Below are 17,165 nucleotides of genomic sequence, written 5' to 3'. Positions count from 1 at the left end.
CCTCAGCCCTTGCGCGCAAACATCAGATAGAACAGCGCGCCCAGCGCGGCGCCGATGAACCACGAGAAGTCGGCGGCGGCGCGCAACTGCGGCAGCATCACGCAGGCCACGCAGACCGCAGCGGCCAGCACCAGCGCCTTGACCGCGTCGCGGTTGACGCCGTTGGTGTACCAGTAACGGCCTTCGGGTCGCATGGTGTAGAGGTCTTCCACCTTGACCTCGCGACGTTTGATCAGGTAGTAGTCGGCCAGCAGGATGCCATACAAGGGACCGATGAAGCCCCCCAGCACATCCAGCGTGTAGTGGATCACTTCGGGATTGCCGAACAGGTTCCAGGGCGTGATGAAGATCGACGCGGTCGCGGCCATCATGCCGCCAGCGCGCCAGCTGATGCGGCTGGGCGAGAGGTTGGAAAAGTCGAACGCGGCCGAGACGAAGTTGGCCACGATGTTGATGCCGATGGTCGCCGTCAGGAAGGTCAGCGCGCCGATCACCGCGGCGGTGGTGCTGTCGATGCGCGAGACGGTTTCCACCGGATCGGTGATCAGCTCACCAAAGACCGCAATGGTGGCGGAGGTGGTCACCACGGTGACAATCGAGAAGGCCAGGAAGTTGACCGGCAGGCCCCAGAAGTTGCCACGCTTCACATCGGCAAAGGTGTGGCAGTAACGCGAGAAGTCGCCGAAGTTGAGCATCGGCCCGGAGAAGTAGGACACCACCAGCGAGATGGCCGTGATCATCACCGATACCGCTGCCCAGCCGCTGTACTTGATCTCGCCCAGGTTCAGGCCGACGTTCTGCCAGCCGGCCTTGTAGATCATCCAGCCCGCCAGGATGAACATGACCACGTAGACCGCAGGACCGGCGAAGTCGATGAACTTCTTGATGGTCTCCATGCCGTTCCAGAACACCAGCGCCTGCAATACCCACAGCAGCAGGAAGCCGCCCCAGCCCAGCGCGGACAGGCCCGCGAAGGAATGCACGTGGACATCGGCATAGGGCTTCAATTCAGGGAAGAACTTCAGCACCACCACCACGAAGGCGGCCGAGGCCAGGTAGGTCTGGATGCCATACCAGGCCACCGCGATGAGGCCGCGGATCATGGCCGGCACGTTCGCGCCCAGGACGCCAAAGGACAGCCGGCTCATCACCGGATAAGGCACGCCATGCGCCTGGCTGGGACGCGCCACCAGGTTGCACAGCAGGTAGACGATGCTGATGCCGATCAGCAGCGAGATCAGCACCTGCCAGCTGGTCAGGCCCAGCGCGAACAGGCTGCCAGCGAAGACGTAGCCGCCCACGCTGTGCACGTCGGACATCCAGAAGGCAAAGATGTTGTAGGAACCCCAGGTCTGTTTTTTGAGCGGGGCAAGGTCTTCATTGGTGAGGCGGGCGTCATCGGCGCCGGCCAGGTAGCTGCTGGCTGCGGGGGAAGAGTCGGTAGTCATGGCCGGTCTCCATCAGAGAGAGAGGTTGGGTGAAGCGAACCGCATCCGGCGGCAGCCGGGCAGTTCGATGGACTTCCTGCATGCTCTTGGCGGCATGGTGGTGGTCACACGGTCGGTACTGCTGCGAGCCGCGCGACATAGCCCTTCTGTTTCCAGTTTCTTTCTATCTCCTGACTTTCCCGGTGGCGAAAAGTCAGCGTGCGCGCCGGCCTGTGGTTACAGTCCCTTGCCAAGCACGGCACGCAGATCGAATTGGTCATCCGCATCCGGCCGTACCCGGTCCTCGCACAAATGCAAGTGGTGTGCCATATGCGCCTGGGCGGCCTTGATATCGCCTTTTTCCAGGGCTTCCAGCACGGTTTCGTGTTCGTCGAAGGAGCAGGCGTTGTGGCCCGGCGCCTCCGTCTTGGCGATCATCAGGGTGGTGCGCGATACCAGCTTGCGCAGCGTCTCCACCAACAGGGCATTGCCGGTCAGCTCGGCCAGGGCCAGGTGGAACTGCGCGGACAGCCTGATCCAGCGCGGCCGGTCGCCATTGAGGTAGCAGTCCCGCTCTTCTTCCACCATGCGCCGCAAGCCCGCGATCTGGCGCGTACCGGCGGTGTGGCCCAGCTTCTCCAGCACCGCATGTTCGAGGATGTTGCGCAACTCGAACATGTCACGCACCTCGGCCGGCGAGGGGCTGGCGATGAAGGCGCCGCGATTGGCTTCCAGGTCCACCATCCCTTCGGCGGCCAGCCGCGCCAGCACCTTGCGCACGGTATGACGGGCCGTGTCGTAGATCTGGCACAGGGTCTGTTCGGTCAGCTTGGTACGCGGCGGCAGCCGGTGTTCCATGATGGCGTCATAGATGTCCTGATACATCCTTTCCTCCACCGCCACGGCGTTGTCGCGCTCACGCGCAGGCGCGCGGGCAGGAGTGGCGGGGCGGCTGGCTTTGCTGGCTTTGTTCATGAGGCTCGTGCTCTACGGATTCAGGTTGGAAGAGGCATGACTGGTCAACAAGCGACTGCATGGATCGTCGACAATCCGGAAAGCGATTTGCAACAAAATGGGGCTCATTCTGCACCAAAAAGAAGGGGCGTGTCCCGCTTTGGGTCACCGTCTCCCCAGGTTTCGGTGCTGCAATGCAGCGTCCTTCCTGGGGTATCGCCCGTTTTGCCAATAGACGGCAGGCTGTTGCGTTGCGTAATCTTATTTCCAGAAATTGTCGTCAATCTGCGCCGAGGTTTGTCGTCTTGCCCGGTTGGGTGGCGCGTTGGCAATCCTGCCATTGCATCATGCAAGAAACGTGCTTGGGGGGATGGTTGACGGAAAAGCAAAACGCCCGGGTGGGCCGGGCGTCTTGGGTGCAGCGTAGGACGTGGGCGCTTCAGTGCGCGGCAGCGTACTGCTCCAGTTCCTGGTGCAGGGTGGCCTTGTCTTCATCGGCGAGGAAGCAGGCGTCGATGCCATTGCGGGCCAGTTGCAGCACCTGCTCGCGGGAGAGGTCCAGCGCACGGGCCACGGCGTGGTAGTTGGCGTTCATGTAGCCGCCGAAATAGGCCGGGTCGTCGGAATTGACCGTGACAGCCAGGCCGGCGTCGAGCAGGCGGGCCAGGTTGTGCTCGGCCATGTCCTTGACCACGCACAGCTTGAGGTTGGACAGCGGGCACACCGTCAGGGGCGTGCGCTGTTGCGCCAGCCGCTGCATCAGGGCCGGGTCTTCCTCGCTGCGCACGCCGTGGTCGATGCGTTCCACGTGCAAGGTGTCGAGCGCCCCGATGACGTAGGCCGCCGGGCCTTCCTCGCCGGCGTGGGCCACCAGGCGGAAGCCCAGTTCGCGGCAGCGGGCATAGACGCGCTCGAACTTTTCCGGCGGGTTGCCGCGTTCGGACGAATCCAGTCCGATGCCCAGCCACAGGTCGGCGTATTGCTCGCGCAGCGGCAGGGCCGCTTCCAGCGTGGCGAAGGCGTCTTCTTCGGAGAGATGGCGCAGGAAGGACATGATCATCACGCTGCCAAAGCCATCGCGGCGGCGCGCATCGCGCAGGGCAGCGGCGATGCCGGCGAACACGGTGGCAATCGGAATGCCGCGTTCGGTGTGGGTCTGCGGATCGAAGAAGATCTCGGCATGACGCACCTGGTCGGCCTGCGCGCGGGCGATGTAGGCGGCCGTCATGTCATAGAAGTCCTGCTCGGTGCGCAGCACATTGGCGCCAGCGTAGTAGAGGTCGAGGAAGGATTGCAGGTCGCTGAAGTTGTAGGCAGCGCGCAAGGCTTCCACCGAGGCGTAGGGCAGGGCGATCTGGTTGCGCTGGGCCAGCGCGAACATCAGTTCGGGCTCCAGCGTGCCTTCGATGTGCAGGTGCAATTCGGTCTTGGGCATGCCGGCGATGAAGGCATCCAGCGCAGCGCCGGATGCGGAGGAGGGAGTGACAGCAGTGTTCATGGCGACGACCCTTCAATATTGGCGAGAACGGTAAAGACAAGGGAGGCAGGCCGACTGCCTTGGCGCATCGCACCCCTCCCGGACCCGGCATTATCCCGCAATTCGGGCCCGCCCCTCCAGCGCGCGCCGCCAGGCTGAACCATTGAGGCGCATTGCGCTCTGAGCTACAGCCCGGCCGGAGAGCATCCCGCCAGATGGGAGGAAGGTAAAGATTCGATGATTTTTCGCTGCTAGCCGCAAAGGCATGATTAAATGCCAAGCTTCTTGGGGGAAATACATGCGCAAGACGATCAGGGTTTCAATGCAGTGGATGCTGGCGGCCGCCACGATGGTCAGTGCTGGCGGTTGTTCGATGATGCCGTGGAGCGAGCAGGAAGATCCCACGGTGATCCCGTTCAAGACCGTGCTCAGCGGTTCCTACCAAGGGTTCGTGAAGAACTGGGACGACCAGCGCCAGCCGGTCTTCTGCACCCTGATCCGCAGCCGCGCCGAGTGGGACGAGTGGATGCAGCCGGCCCCCACCATGGGCGACCGCCGCCCCACCGGTCCCTCGTCCGATCACTTCGAGCGCAAGCAATACCTGTTGGTAGCGCGCACCATGACCGCCCCGGATGCCGCCGAACGTCCCCACGTCTTCACGCCGCTGTCGGTGCGCCTGCGCGACGGCACGCTGCGGCTGAACTACCTCTATCGCGCCCCGGCTTCGGGGGCTTCTTATCGGATCAAGGATTACCTGATGGTGTCCATTCCCAAGGATCGGTATACGACTGGGCCGGTGGTGTTCTATGAGAATGATCGGAAGGTGTGTGAGATAAATCGCTGAGGCGGTTGCCTTCGTAGACTTCGACCAGCCTCACCAGTGCATCCAGCCGATCTCCCTCCGGCGTGTCCAGCGTGGCGTACATCAGCGTATCGATCTCCGCGAGCGTGGCGCGATAATCGGCGTCGCTCTTGATTGGCTTGATCTCCATGATCTTCTCCCTGAATCGTCTGTGCATCGAACCGGGAAGCCATCTGCATTAAAAGAATAAGCACAGCGTCCCACGGCGCAAGCACCATAACAGCCGCCCCCCCACGCAATGCACACCCGCCAAAAAAAACACCCCAGGCCCGGAAAATCTTCCAGACCTGGGGTGTCATCCCGCCACAGCACTGCAGAACCACAGCATGACAGGAGCGCTGTCAGCAATATCCTCAAGCCCCCTGCGTCATCCCAATGAACTGCTGCAATTCCGGCGTCTTGGGATTGCCGAACAGTTCCTCCGGCGGGCCGATCTCATGGACCTTGCCCTGGTGCATGAACACCAGCCGATTGCAGACCTCGCGGGCAAAACGCATTTCGTGGGTGACCATCAGCAGCGTCATGCCTTCCTTGGCCAGCCCGCGCATGACGGTCAGCACTTCGTTGACCAGCTCGGGGTCCAGCGCCGAGGTGATCTCGTCGCACAGCAATGCCTGCGGACTCATCGACAGCGCGCGGGCGATGGCTACGCGCTGCTGCTGGCCGCCGGAGAGCTGGTCGGGGTAGGCGTCGAACTTGTGGCCCAGGCCGACTTTTTCCAGGTTGGCCTTGGCCGTCTTCATGGCCTCGGCTTCGCTGACGCCCTTGACGATCATCGGCGCGATCATCACGTTGCGCCCCACCGAGAGATGCGGGAACAGGTTGAACTGCTGGAAGATCATGCCGACCTTCAGGCGCAGGTTGCGCAGTTCCAGTTCGCTGGCGCCCAGCTTGGCGCCGGCCACGCTGATGTTGCCTTCGTCGATGCTCTCCAGGCCGTTGATGCAGCGTAGCAGCGTGGACTTGCCCGAGCCGCTCTTGCCGATGATGGCGATCACTTCTCCGGGTTCGACGTCCAGGCTGATGCCCTTGAGGACTTCGTTGTCGCCGAAGCGTTTCTTGACGTTGTCAATGGCGATGAGCGGCATTGTATTTCCTTTCTAGAGACTGGCTGTACTTGGACAGCGGCCAGCAAAGCACGAAGTAGAAGGCGCCCACGATGGCGAACACCGTGAAGGGGCGGAAGGTGGCGTTGGTGATGACGGTGCCGGCCTTGGACAATTCGATGAAGCCGATGATGGAGGTCACCGCAGTCGACTTGATGATCTGCACGCCAAATCCCACCGTCGGTGCAATGGCGATACGCAAAGCCTGCGGCAGCACGATGTAGCGCATCTGCTGGAAGTAACCCATGGCCAGCACCGAGGAGGCTTCCCACTGCCCCTTGGGAATGGCTTCCACGCAGCCGCGCCAGATCTCGGCCAGGTAGGAGGCGCTCCAGCACATCAGCGCCAGGCCTGCCGCCAGCCACGCTGGCACTTCGATGCCGAACAGCGCAATGCCGAAGAAGACCAGGAACAATTGCATCAGCAAGGGCGTGCCCTGGAACAGTTCGATGTACAGGCGTGCTACCTGGCGCAGCCAGTTCTGGCGCGAGGTGCGCATGAACAGGATGACCAGGCCGAGCGCGCCGCCGAGCACGAAGGTGACCAGCGACAGGACGATGGTCCAGCGCCAGGCCAGCATGAGGTTGCGGACGATGTCCCAGGTGGTGAAAGAGATCATGCGGTCCTCCGGGCGGTGATGAAGTAGTGGCCGATCAGGCGCAGCACCTGGCGCAGCAGGATGGCCAGCACCAGGTAGATGGCGGTGGCGACGATGTAGGCTTCGAAGGCGCGGAAGTTGCGGCCCTGGATGAAGTTGGCGGCGAAGGACAGTTCTTCCACGGCGATCTGCGAACACACCGCCGAACCCAGCATGACGATGACCACCTGCGAGGACAGCGCCGGCCAGATCTTCTGCAGCGCCGGCCGCAGGATGATGTGGCGGAAGATCTGCATGCGCGACATCGACAGCGATTGCGCGGCCTCGATCTGCCCGCGCGGAATGGCCTGCACGCCAGCGCGGATGATCTCGGTGCTGTAGGCGCCCAGGTTGATCACCATGGCCACGATGGCGGCGGTGATCTCGCTGATGTGGATGTCCAGCGAGGGCAGGCCGAAGAAGATGAAGAACAGCTGCACCAGGAAGGGCGTATTGCGGATGATCTCCACATAGCCGCTCACCACCGGCTTGAGCCAGCCCGGCCCCTGGGTGCGCGCCCAGGCGCCGAAGATACCCACGGCCACGCCGAGCACGCCGCCGATGGCGATGAGCTCGATGGTGGTCGCTACACCTTTGACGATGACGTCGGTGTAGTCGAAGGTGGAAAGGAAATCGAATTGATAAGCCATGATGTCGTGTCTGCCCTGCCTTGGAAATGCTGCGTTTGCCGGGTGTCCGCCTGCGTGCCGCCTTGGTGAAACTGTATTGCTGCTGTGTTGCTACTGTATTGCTACCGTCATGCCAGTGATCGGGGCCAGCTTGCGACCGTATTGGAATACGCCTGTCACTGTATTGCCGCACACCCTTGCAGGTGTGCGGTCACTGCAGCAATTTACAGGCCAGCCGGCAGCGGCATGCCCAGCCACTTCTGCGAGATGGCGCTGAGGCTGCCATCCTTCTTGGATTCGGCCAGGATGGCGTCGACCTTGTCCTGCAGCTTCTTCTCGCCCTTGTTCAGGCCGATGAAGCAAGGCGAATCCTTGATGAGGAACTTGGTCTCGGGCTTCTTGGGCGGGTTGCGGGCGATGATGGCGGCTGCCACCACGTTGCCGGTGGCGACCAGTTGCACCTGGCCGGAGAGGAAGGAGCTGATGGTGCTGTTGTTGTCTTCGTAGCGCTTCACGGTGGCCGAGGCCGGCACGATCTTGGTCAGTTCCAGATCTTCCACGGAGCCACGGGTCACGGCAATGGTCTTGCCGGCCAGGTCGGCGGCGCTCTTGACCGACAGGTCAGCCGGACCGAACACGCCATTGAAGAAGGGCGCATAGGCGGCGGAGAAGTCGATCACCTTTTCACGCTCGGCATTCTTGCCCATGCTGGAGATGACCAGGTCGACCTTCTTGGTGGTCAGGTAGGGGATGCGGTTGGCGCTGGAGACCGGGATCAGTTCCACCTTCACGCCCAGCTTCTTGGCGATCAGGGTGGCGACGTCGATGTCCAGGCCCTGGGGCTTGAGGTCGGCGTCGACCGAGCCGAACGGCGGGAAGTCCGCCGGCACCGCCACGCGCAGCGTGCCGTGTTTCTGGATATCGTCCAGGGCGTCGGCGCGGGCGACCGAAGCAGAGAACATCATGGCGCCGGCCATCAGGCCGAGCAGGAGTTTGGTCAGTTTCATAGCAGTTTCCCTTGGGTTGACGACGTTGATGAGTGGGCTTGCGCATGCTGCCGGCGCTTACAACGGCCCTTTGCCTGGCGGGCGCACGGTCTTGGCATCGCTCGCAGCCCCCTGCCGCGATACCGAGGCCAGCGCCTGTCGCAGCGGTTCCAGCGGATCGCTGCTGCGCACTTGGTTGAGCCCTGATTCCACATGTTGCAGGTGGTCATGCATCAGTTGCTCTGCCTGTTCCAGATCGCCGCGTTCCAGCGCCTCGACGATCAGGACATGTTCCGAACAAGAATCCTCTGCCTGCTCCGAGGACTGGTGCAGCATCGCCGTGAGGGTGGTGCGCGCGGTCAGGTCACGCAGCGTCTCGGCCAGCAGCGAGTTGCCCAGGCATTCGGCCAGGCAGACATGGAAGTCGCCCAGCAGGTAGCTGCGCGCCCCCACATCGGCTCCGGCAATGGCCGCTTCTTCCCGGGCGATGTGCTCGCGCAGCTGGCCGATGGCGGTATCGCCCACCGGACGCAGGCGCGCCTGGCGCAACAGCCCCAGCTCGATCACCCGGCGCGCCTCGAAGGCTTCGCGCGCCTGCGCCGGGGTGGGCTCGATGACGAACCAGCCGCGCCGCGCGCTGACGGTGACGATGCCGCGCGCCATCAGGTGCGTCAGGGCTTCGCGCACCTGGGTGCGCGAAACCTTGAAGAGATCGGCCAGCTGCTGCTCGCCCAGGCGGGTTCCCGGCGCCAATTGCTTGGCGAGGATGGCCTCGGTGATGCGCACGGCGATCTGCGACGACGACTTGAGGGAAGGATTGGTGCTCATGGCCTCTCATCAGCAAGTTGTGTGCCACGCTGATATACAAGATTGGCATACAACATCTGGCAACGATTATTGGCGGCCCAGGCCTTGTCTGGCAAGGCTTGCGCGGGCCAGGCGGAGCTCGCATGCGGCGCTGCAAACGGGCGGGTGGCCCCGGGCTGGGGCGCTGCCTGTGGCCTTTTGGTGCAGACCGGGGCGGACGTTCATGCACCTGTTTTGTGCGAAGTATGAAAAATTGTGGTCAGATGCCGACACTGGGCTCGTTCATTGCGGTGAATTGGTTGTTATTGTTTTGTCAACTATATAAACTCACGCGAACTCACTCTAGATGACTCTAACTCACTCAAAGTTGTCAGAATGTGCAAAAAATTGGGCAAAGGAAAACTTTACCCAGTGAATCTCGTTAGAATTTGATACAAATTGCTAACACTTCTCTTTAAGCGGTATCTGGCCTGTTTTTTCCTCTTTCTTTTGCCAGGGGAACGCCGGATACCGGTCCTGCAGGCCCCGTGGTTTCATGCGGCTTGGCGATCAGTCATCAAGGAGCGCGCATGGCGGCGGCGATGGGCAACAAGAAAACAGTCATCCGGCCAAGCTCGGCCTGGCGCATGGTGCGCACTTTCGTCTGGACCCTGGCGGCGGCGGCCGCTGCGCTGCTGACCGGCTCGGCCCCCGCCCAGGGCACGGCGGCGACAGCGCCGGCACCCACTTCGGCGGCCTTCTATTACGGCGTCAATCCGCCGCTGGCCGACTTGCAGGCGTTCGACGTGGCCGTGGTGGAACCGGAGTTCGTCCGCAATCCCGCTGCACGCACCCGTGCGGCGGCCGATGGCATGCACCAGCTGTTCGCCTATGTGTCGCTGGGCGAAGTCCAGCCCTCCCGTCCTTATTACAAGCAACTGCCGCCGGGCCTGCTGCGCGGCGACAATGCCGCCTGGGGTAGCCGGGTGATCGACCAGAACGCCCCGGGCTGGCGTGACTTCTTCCTCGACAAGATCATTGCCCCGCTGTGGGCGCAGGGCTGGCGCGGCTTCTTCCTCGATACCCTGGATTCCTACCAGCTCTTTGCCAAGACCGACGCCGAACGCGCCGTGCAGACCCAGGCCATGATCGCGACCCTGCGCGAGTTCAAGCGCCGTTATCCCGAGGCCAAGCTGATCCTCAATCGCGGCTTCGAACTCCTGCCCGAGATCGCGCCGCTGACCTATGCGGTGGCGGCCGAATCGCTGTATCGCGGCTATGACGCTGGCCGTCGCAGCTATGGCCCGGTCAAGGACAATGACCGCGCCTGGCTGATGGGCCAGATGCAGACGGCGCGTGAGCGCTATCACCTCCCTGTCATCGCCATCGATTACGTCGATCCCCAGCAGAGCGGCGCGCGTGCGCTGGCTCGCGAGACGGCGCAGAAGATCAGCGCCGACGGTTTCATTCCCTGGGTGGCCGATGGCGGCCTGGTGTCCATGGGCGTGTCCAGCGTCGAGCTGGTGCCGCGCAATGTCCTGGTGCTGCTGGACGTGGCCGAGGGCGACGACTTGCATACCACTGAGGCGCAGCGCTTCCTGGGCATCCAGCTCAATCACCTGGGCCTGCGCTACGAGTTCCGCGATGTCGGTCGCGAAGGCCTGCCCACCGAGCCGCTGGCCGGGCGTTACGCGGGGGTGGTGACCTGGTTCCGCAGCGGCACCAACCATCAGCGGCTGGGACCATGGATAGGCCAGCGCATCAAGGAGGGCGTGCCGGTGGCCATCTTCAGCGCCTTCGGCTTCCAGATGACCAAGCTCAGCGCGGGCATGCTGGGCCTGACCAGTTTTTCCGCGCCAGTGCCGGAGCAACTGGATGTGACTCACTACGATCCCGAATTGATGGGTTTCGAGACGCGTCCGCGCGTGGACCGCACCCAGCTGGAGAACGTGCGCCTGAGCGATCCCGCCGCGCCGGTCCTGCTGCGCATGAAGGATGGCCGCGACAACACCTATGACGCCGCCGCCATCACCCCCTGGGGCGGCTTCGCCCTGGCGCCCTTCGCCATCACCACGGCGCCGGTGATCGACCCGCCGCGCTGGGTGCTGCAGCCTATGCTCTTCCTCAAGCGCGCGCTGCGCCTGCCCGATATGGCCGTCCCCGATGTCACCACTGAAGGCGGCCGCCGCATCCAGACCAGCCACCTCGATGGCGATGGCTTTCCCTCCAAGGCCGAATATCCGGGCTCGCCCTTCGCGGTGGAAGTCCTGCAACGCGAGATCTGGGACCGTTACCGCTTCCCCGTCACGGTCTCGGTGGTGGAGGGCGAGCTGAGCCCGCAGGGTGTCTATCCGCAGCTCTCGGCCCAGACCACGGCGCTGGCGCGCAAGATGTTCACGCTGCCCTATATCGAACCGGCCAGCCATTCCTTCTCGCATCCGTTCAACTGGGCCGACGCCATGCATGACACCCGCACCGCCGACATCACCCAGATGGATGGCGATGCCTCGCGTACGCTGGAGATTCCGAACTACAAGTTCAATCTGCAGCGCGAGATCAAGGGGTCGATGGATTACATCAACAACACCCTGCTGCCGCCCGGCAAGAAGGCCGAAGTCTTCCTGTGGACCGGCAACTGTGTGCCGCCGCCCGAGGCCATCGCTCAGACCTACCTGGACGGTTACCTGAACATGAACGGCGGCGACACCATGATCACCAAGAGCCGCAACACCTGGACCGACATTGCCGCCCAGGGCGTGCGCAAGCAGGGCTGGTACCAGGTGTTCGCGCCCAACCAGGACGAGAATGTCTATACCGGCAACTGGACCGGCCCCTTCTACGGCTTCGAGCGCGCCATCGAAAGCTATGAGCTGACCGGTGAGCCGGTCCGCTTCAAGGCGGTCGATATCTACTACCACTTCTACGCCGGCACCAAGCCCGCCTCGGTGGCGGCGCTGCACAAGATCCACCGCTGGGCGCAGGCGCAGCCGTTCACGCGGCTGTATGTCTCGCAATACATCCGCAAGGTGATCGATTTCGAAAACACCAGCATCGCCCGCACCGCTGACGGCGCCCTGGTCTATCGCACCGGCGCACACCTGCGCACCTTGCGCCTGCCGCCTGGCACGCCCGACTATGACCTCAGTGCGCCCGGCATCGCCGGCATCGCCCCGGGGCCGAGCGGACGCTACCTGATCACCTCGGCCGCCGAAGTGCGCCTCAAGCCGCCGGCACAGCCTGCCGCGCAGGCCTTGCCGATGCTGCTGGAAGCCGGCGGCCAGGTCGGCGACTTCCAGCGCAGCGTCAATGGCAACCAGGTCGAGCTGCGCTTCAGCCTGCTGGCCAACGGGCCTTCCACCTTCAGCGTGGCCGGTGCACGCAGCTGCAGCGCCTCGGCCGATGGCGCGGCCCTGCCTGCGGGCAAGTCGGTCAGCATCACTGGCCAATCCTGGTTCAAGAATTTCACCGCAAAGTCTGCAGTTCACCAATATGACATCGGCTCCTCAACCGCCAAACTCGCGACAACACGGCACCTGGTACTCGTTCAATGCACCTTATGAACGACTGAGGCTGTTTTCGCCGTGGACGATCGCCGGTTTTGCGCTGGCGGTCGGGACCGTGTTCGCCCTGGTCTATCCCAAGGTCTCGCTGCAGCAGCGCCTGGAAGTGGCCAATGCCAGCGGCCGTGGTGACCAGTTGACCATCGAGTACCTGAAGGTCTTCCTCAAGGCCAAGCCGGGCAATACCGCGCTGCGCGCCGAACTGGTCAAGCAGATGATCGACCTGGGCCAGTTCGCCGAGGCGCGCCAGCAACTGGCCTTCCTGCAGATGGGGACCGACCCGGCTGCACGGCTGGCGGCGGCCTGGCTGGAATACCGCATCCGCCAGCAGGAAGCCTTTGCCTTGCCGGCGACGTCGCCCGAGCGCACCCGCCTGCTGGCCGAGCTGCGCATCCAGTTGCAGCAGCTCATGACCTATCCCCTGAGCGCACAGCAGTGGCTGGGCCTGTCCCAGGACGCCCTGGCGCTGGGTGACGTGGAAGCGGCGCGGGTGGCGTTTGAGCGCCTGCTGGCCGAGCGCTCCACCCGCGACTTGCCCTATGGCGAAGCGGTGCGCCTGGGCCAGCAGAGCCTGGGCATGGGCGATTACCGCAGCAGCGCCTCCTTCTACCTGCTGGCGATGCAGCATGCCGGCTCGCTGGAAGCGCGCCGCGACAATTTCATCACCGCCTTGCGCAACCTGCAGGCCGGTGGCCTGTACCAGGAAGCGCTGGAGGTGGCCGACGCCAACCTGGGCCCATTGGCCAACGACAAGGCCACGTTGCTGTTCCTGACCCGGCTGGCGCAGGCGGCCAACCGGCCCGAGGCGGCCGAGCGCTATGTGCGCCAGTTGCTGCAGTTGTCCATGGGACGCGCCGCCGCCACGCTGGCGCGGGCAGGGCAGGGGAGCGCCGCGCTGGCCACTGTGCATTTCCAGCAGATGAGTGAATTCACCCGTTCGCTGCGCCTGACCCGGGCCTTGCTGCAGCAGCCGCAGCAGCCGCATCAATTGCAGCAGCGCATGCAGATGGCGATGCGCCAGGCGCGCGTCATCCGCGTGGCCGCCGCCGATCCCTCGCAGCCGCCAGCGGCAGAGGTCAACGCCAGCCGCGAACTGGCGCGCCTGCCCTTCGATGACGAGATCTACACCCTGGCCTACAACGTCTTCCTGGGCAATCGCAACCTCACCGATGCGCGTCTGTTGGCACAATCGGCGGTGCGCCAGCGTCCCGATGACGCGGCTTGGCGCAAGCGCCTGGCCGAGGTGTCGGAATGGAGCGGCGTGCCGGAACAGGCTACCCCGCACTGGCTGGCCTATGCGCGCCTGACCAATGACGAGGCGGCCTGGGACAATGTCATGCGCATCGCCGCTGGCACCTTCGAACAAGACATCCTCACCGAAGCCTTGCAGCACAAGATGCAGGTGGAGCCGGGCGACCCCAAGTGGGTCAACCTGCTGGTGGCGCAGTACGAAAACGTCGGCCAGCCCGAGCGCGCCGCCGCACTGCTGGAAGCGCGCCTGCGCCAGAACCGGACAGCCGCCGCCAACGCTAATGCCAACGCCGCCACCGAACGCAATGGCGAGATGGATGCACTGGCCAAGCTGTACCTGCGCATGGGCCGCGATGATGACGCCAACGCTGTGCTGGTGCGCCAACGCCAGGAATTCGGCCCCTCGGCCGCCAATGCCCTGATGGCCGCCAACCTGCTCTACCTGCGCGGGCGCGGCGAGCAGGCGCTGGAACTGCTGCGCCAGGCCGCGCCGGTGGCGCCGCCCGGCAACGCCGACTTCTGGCGCACCTATGCAGAACTGGCGCGCTACCTGGGCCTGGATGAAGAGGCGCGCCGGGGCTATGACCAGCTCCTGGCCACCAACCAGGCCGCCGAAGGCGACATGAGCAACCTGATGGTGGTGATCCAGGAGCACGAACCGCGCGCCGCCGCCGAGCTGGCCGAGTTCGGTTTCCGCCGTACCAGCGTGGCCAACTTCGCGGTGCAGGCGCTGACCTACCGCATGCGTCTCAATGACCTGGACGGCGGCCAGCGCTTCCTCGACAGCATCACCCCGCAGCAGAATGCGGCGCTGGAAAAGTACGTCCCTTACCTGAGCGTGCGCTCGGCCTTCCGCCAGATGAAGCACGACTATGCCGGCGCGCGCGCCGACATGCGCCTGGCCTTGTCGCTCAGTCCGCGCTCGGCCGAGGTACGCGCCGAGATGATCTGGATCCTTATCGCCACCCGTGATACCGAACTGCTCAACCGCGCGCTGACCCTGTGGGCTGCCGACGCCGAGAATGCGCCGCAACTATGGGGGCCGTTTGCCGCGGCCAACATCTCGCTGAACCGGCAGAACGTGGCGTTGCACTGGTTCCGCAAGTCGGGCTTTCCCCAGAACGATTACCTGTGGCTGCTCAGCTATGCCGAGGCGCTGGACGCCAGCGGCCAGCCTGACCTGGCGTGGCGCATCCGTCGCCGCGCCTGGATCGAGTTGCGCGATCCGGCGCGGCTGCGCAATATCCCGCCGGCCCAGCTGCGCGAATGGCGCGATCGCCTGGCCGCGCTGGCGCCGCTGTTCATGCCGGCCGACGCCAGCAACAAGGTCATGCGCGCCCTGCTCGACAGCGACGTGACGCGCCTGGTGCGCTCTGATGCGGCGCCGCCGCCGGCCGATGGTCCGGCCCTGCTCAAGGACATGCAGGCCGCTGCCCGCAGCGACGCCCGCCAGCACGCCCAGGACCAGGACGTGTCGGCGCGCCTCATGGACGGACCGGCGGCGCTGTTCGCCCCCACTGGCGACACCGGCCAGCGCCCGCGCGACGACGCCCGGCTCTCGGCCAGTGCGCGCGAGCTGGCCTTGGCCTATGCGATGAACCAAGGCGACTCCGACCTGGCGCGCACCTGGCTGGCCACGCGCTTTGCCACCCAGCTGGACAAGCCCTTGTGGGGCGAGCTGGCCATGGCGCTGGGCAATGATGACCGCCAGGGCCTGAACCGCCTGCTCGACAACCTGGCCGACTGGCTGCCCATGTATGACCGCATCGAAGCCGCTCGCGTGGCCGGCCGGGTGCCGTTGGCGCAGACGCTGGCCTTCGACCAGCTGCAACGCCTGCCGGGCGACGACGAGTTGCATGCCCGCCTCACCGGCCTGGTCACCGATGACCCGGCCAAGTTCAGCGCCGGCTACACCGCCACCCGCGAGTTCCCGCTGGCCACCAAGCTCTTTACGCTCAGCAGTGGCGTGAACCTCACGCCTGGCACGCGCCTCGACTTCGGTTACATCGAACGACGCCAGAGTGTCGACGACAGCACCTTGCTGGGCGATGTGCCGGCGGTGGACCGGCTGTATTCCTTTACCCTGCGTCGTCGCATCGAGGAGGGCTTCGTCAGCGCCGCCTTGCAGCATCGCCAGGCGATGACCAGCTTCAATGGCCTGCGCCTGGAATTCTCGCGCCAGCTCACGCCCAAGCTGACCTTGTCGGGCAATGGCGGCATCAACCTGAGCGCGACCGACTCGGCCTTCATGCGCGTGGGCGCCAAGCGCGATGGCGGTGAGCTCAACCTGAATGTGCAACTGAGCCGCACCGAATACCTGCGCCTGGGCGGTGGTCTGCAACACTACGCCAGCCAGTCCGGCACCTCGCTGGGCCGGGGCCGCACCCTCAATGCCGAGGTCGGCACGCACTTCCGGGTGGAGTATCCCAACCTGACCCTGCGCGCTTTCGTCAACGATGCCAAGTTCACCGACTACGGCAACAGCGACAGCCTGATCGCGCGGCTGGTGCCGGTGGGAACGGACCCGGCCAGTTTCCGCTACATGCCGCTGGATTCGCGTTCCTGGGGTGCAGCGCTGGGCGCGGGCACGGTGGTGGAAAACGCCTATACGCGGGCCTGGCGGCCCTATGCCGAGTTTGGCATGACGCGCACCTCCGACATCGGCTGGGGCCGCAACCTGCGCGCCGGCATCGCCGGCAGCGTGGTCGGGCAGGATGTGTTGTCCATCGGCGCGCAGAGCACCGCCGCCACGCCCAACAATCCGCAGCGCGGGTTTGAATTGAATGTGCTGTACCGATGGTTCTACTAGCCTTCAACATGAATCGCAGCAAGACCTCTTTACCTTATCGCTAACCATTGCATGACACGGTGACCAAGATGAAAAAACTGACCTTCTCCTGCCTGCTGCGCCTGGGCGCGGCTGCCCTCCTGGCCCTGGGCCTGGCCGCCTGCTCCACCACCGACATCGGCAACGCTCCCACGCTGCCGGCCAATGCGCGCTGGGGCCTGCTGCCCTTCGCCAATCATACCGAGACGCCGCAGGCCGGCCTGCGCGCCGAGGCGATTGCCGAAACCATCCTGCGCACCAACGGCATGACCGAGCTGCAGCACTATCCGGCCTCGCTGAACAATGAAACCCTGTTCGAGCCGATGGACCGCAAGCAGCTCGACGCCGCCCTGCAATGGGCGCGCAGCGAAAACATCGCCTATGCCCTGAGCGGCAGCGTCGATGAATGGCGCTACAAGGTCGGCATCGATGGCGAGCCGGCCGTGGGCATGACCTTGCAATTGATCGAAGTGGCCACCGGCAAGGTGGTGTGGGCCGCCGCTGGCGCCAAGAGCGGCTGGAGCCGCGAGGCGCTCTCGGCGGTTGCGCAGAAGCTGGCGCGCACGCTGCTGGCGCCGCTGAGTGCTACGATCTCCGATACCACGCCTGCCGTCCCGGCGACCGGTGCGCCCGCGACCTTCAACGGCGGGGCCTGATGGGCCA

12 protein-coding genes are annotated in these 17,165 nt (G+C 64.5%); 4 read left to right on the top strand and 8 right to left on the bottom strand.

Annotated features, from left to right (window positions below):
- Positions 1–2 precede the first annotated feature (2 nt).
- The 3 genes from ACP92_RS21220 to ACP92_RS21210 form a co-directional block, all read right to left on the bottom strand.
- Positions 3–1,448, bottom strand: a complete 1,446-nt coding sequence (locus ACP92_RS21220; RefSeq protein WP_013236182.1) for an NCS1 family nucleobase:cation symporter-1 — start codon at positions 1,446–1,448, stop codon at positions 3–5.
- Positions 1,449–1,664: 216 nt separating this feature from the next.
- Positions 1,665–2,402 (bottom strand): GntR family transcriptional regulator, encoded by a 738-nt coding sequence (locus tag ACP92_RS21215; protein ID WP_013236181.1) that lies wholly within the window; start codon positions 2,400–2,402, stop codon positions 1,665–1,667.
- A 418-nt stretch (positions 2,403–2,820) separates the two neighbouring features.
- On the bottom strand, positions 2,821–3,879 hold the full coding sequence (locus ACP92_RS21210; RefSeq protein WP_013236180.1) for an adenosine deaminase: 1,059 nt from the start codon (positions 3,877–3,879) through the stop codon (positions 2,821–2,823).
- A 277-nt stretch (positions 3,880–4,156) separates the two neighbouring features.
- Between ACP92_RS21210 and ACP92_RS21205 the strand changes: the two genes are divergently transcribed.
- A complete protein-coding gene (locus ACP92_RS21205) occupies positions 4,157–4,702 on the top strand; it encodes a hypothetical protein (RefSeq protein ID WP_013236179.1) in 546 nt (181 codons plus the stop codon).
- A 371-nt stretch (positions 4,703–5,073) separates the two neighbouring features.
- On the opposite strand, the gene ACP92_RS21200 is transcribed toward ACP92_RS21205, so the two are convergent.
- The 5 genes from ACP92_RS21200 to ACP92_RS21180 all read right to left on the bottom strand — a co-directional run bounded on the left by ACP92_RS21200 (position 5,074) and on the right by ACP92_RS21180 (position 8,906).
- Positions 5,074–5,808, bottom strand: coding sequence for an amino acid ABC transporter ATP-binding protein (locus ACP92_RS21200; protein WP_013236178.1), 735 nt, complete (start codon positions 5,806–5,808; stop codon positions 5,074–5,076).
- Positions 5,789–6,445: an amino acid ABC transporter permease gene (locus ACP92_RS21195; RefSeq protein WP_041311297.1), complete on the bottom strand. Its 657-nt coding sequence runs from the start codon at positions 6,443–6,445 to the stop codon at positions 5,789–5,791. Before ACP92_RS21195 ends, ACP92_RS21200 begins: the two co-directional genes overlap by 20 nt.
- The gene (locus ACP92_RS21190; protein ID WP_013236177.1) at positions 6,442–7,113 is read right to left on the bottom strand and encodes an amino acid ABC transporter permease; all 672 of its coding nucleotides are present in this window, start codon (positions 7,111–7,113) and stop codon (positions 6,442–6,444) included. Before ACP92_RS21190 ends, ACP92_RS21195 begins: the two co-directional genes overlap by 4 nt.
- A 203-nt stretch (positions 7,114–7,316) precedes the next feature.
- A complete protein-coding gene (locus ACP92_RS21185; protein WP_013236176.1) occupies positions 7,317–8,099 on the bottom strand; it encodes a transporter substrate-binding domain-containing protein in 783 nt (260 codons plus the stop codon).
- A gap of 57 nt (positions 8,100–8,156) precedes the next feature.
- Positions 8,157–8,906, bottom strand: a complete 750-nt coding sequence (locus ACP92_RS21180) for a GntR family transcriptional regulator (RefSeq protein ID WP_013236175.1) — start codon at positions 8,904–8,906, stop codon at positions 8,157–8,159.
- 548 nt (positions 8,907–9,454) lie between these two features.
- Here ACP92_RS21180 and ACP92_RS21175 point away from each other — a divergent pair.
- The 3 genes from ACP92_RS21175 (at position 9,455) to ACP92_RS21165 (ending at position 17,158) form a co-directional block, all read left to right on the top strand.
- Positions 9,455–12,424 (top strand): bifunctional glycoside hydrolase/polysaccharide deacetylase family protein, encoded by a 2,970-nt coding sequence (locus ACP92_RS21175; RefSeq protein WP_013236174.1) that lies wholly within the window; start codon positions 9,455–9,457, stop codon positions 12,422–12,424.
- 58 nt (positions 12,425–12,482) lie between these two features.
- On the top strand, positions 12,483–16,484 hold the full coding sequence (locus ACP92_RS21170) for a tetratricopeptide repeat protein (protein WP_232284877.1): 4,002 nt from the start codon (positions 12,483–12,485) through the stop codon (positions 16,482–16,484).
- 68 nt (positions 16,485–16,552) lie between these two features.
- The gene (locus tag ACP92_RS21165) at positions 16,553–17,158 is read left to right on the top strand and encodes a hypothetical protein (RefSeq protein WP_013236172.1); all 606 of its coding nucleotides are present in this window, start codon (positions 16,553–16,555) and stop codon (positions 17,156–17,158) included.
- Positions 17,159–17,165: the final 7 nt, after the last annotated feature.

This window comes from Herbaspirillum seropedicae (genome assembly GCF_001040945.1).
Classification (GTDB): Bacteria; Pseudomonadota; Gammaproteobacteria; order Burkholderiales; family Burkholderiaceae_D; genus Herbaspirillum; species Herbaspirillum seropedicae.
The sequence above is the reverse complement of the archived record's forward strand: the minus strand, read 5'-3'. Positions and strand labels throughout refer to the sequence as shown.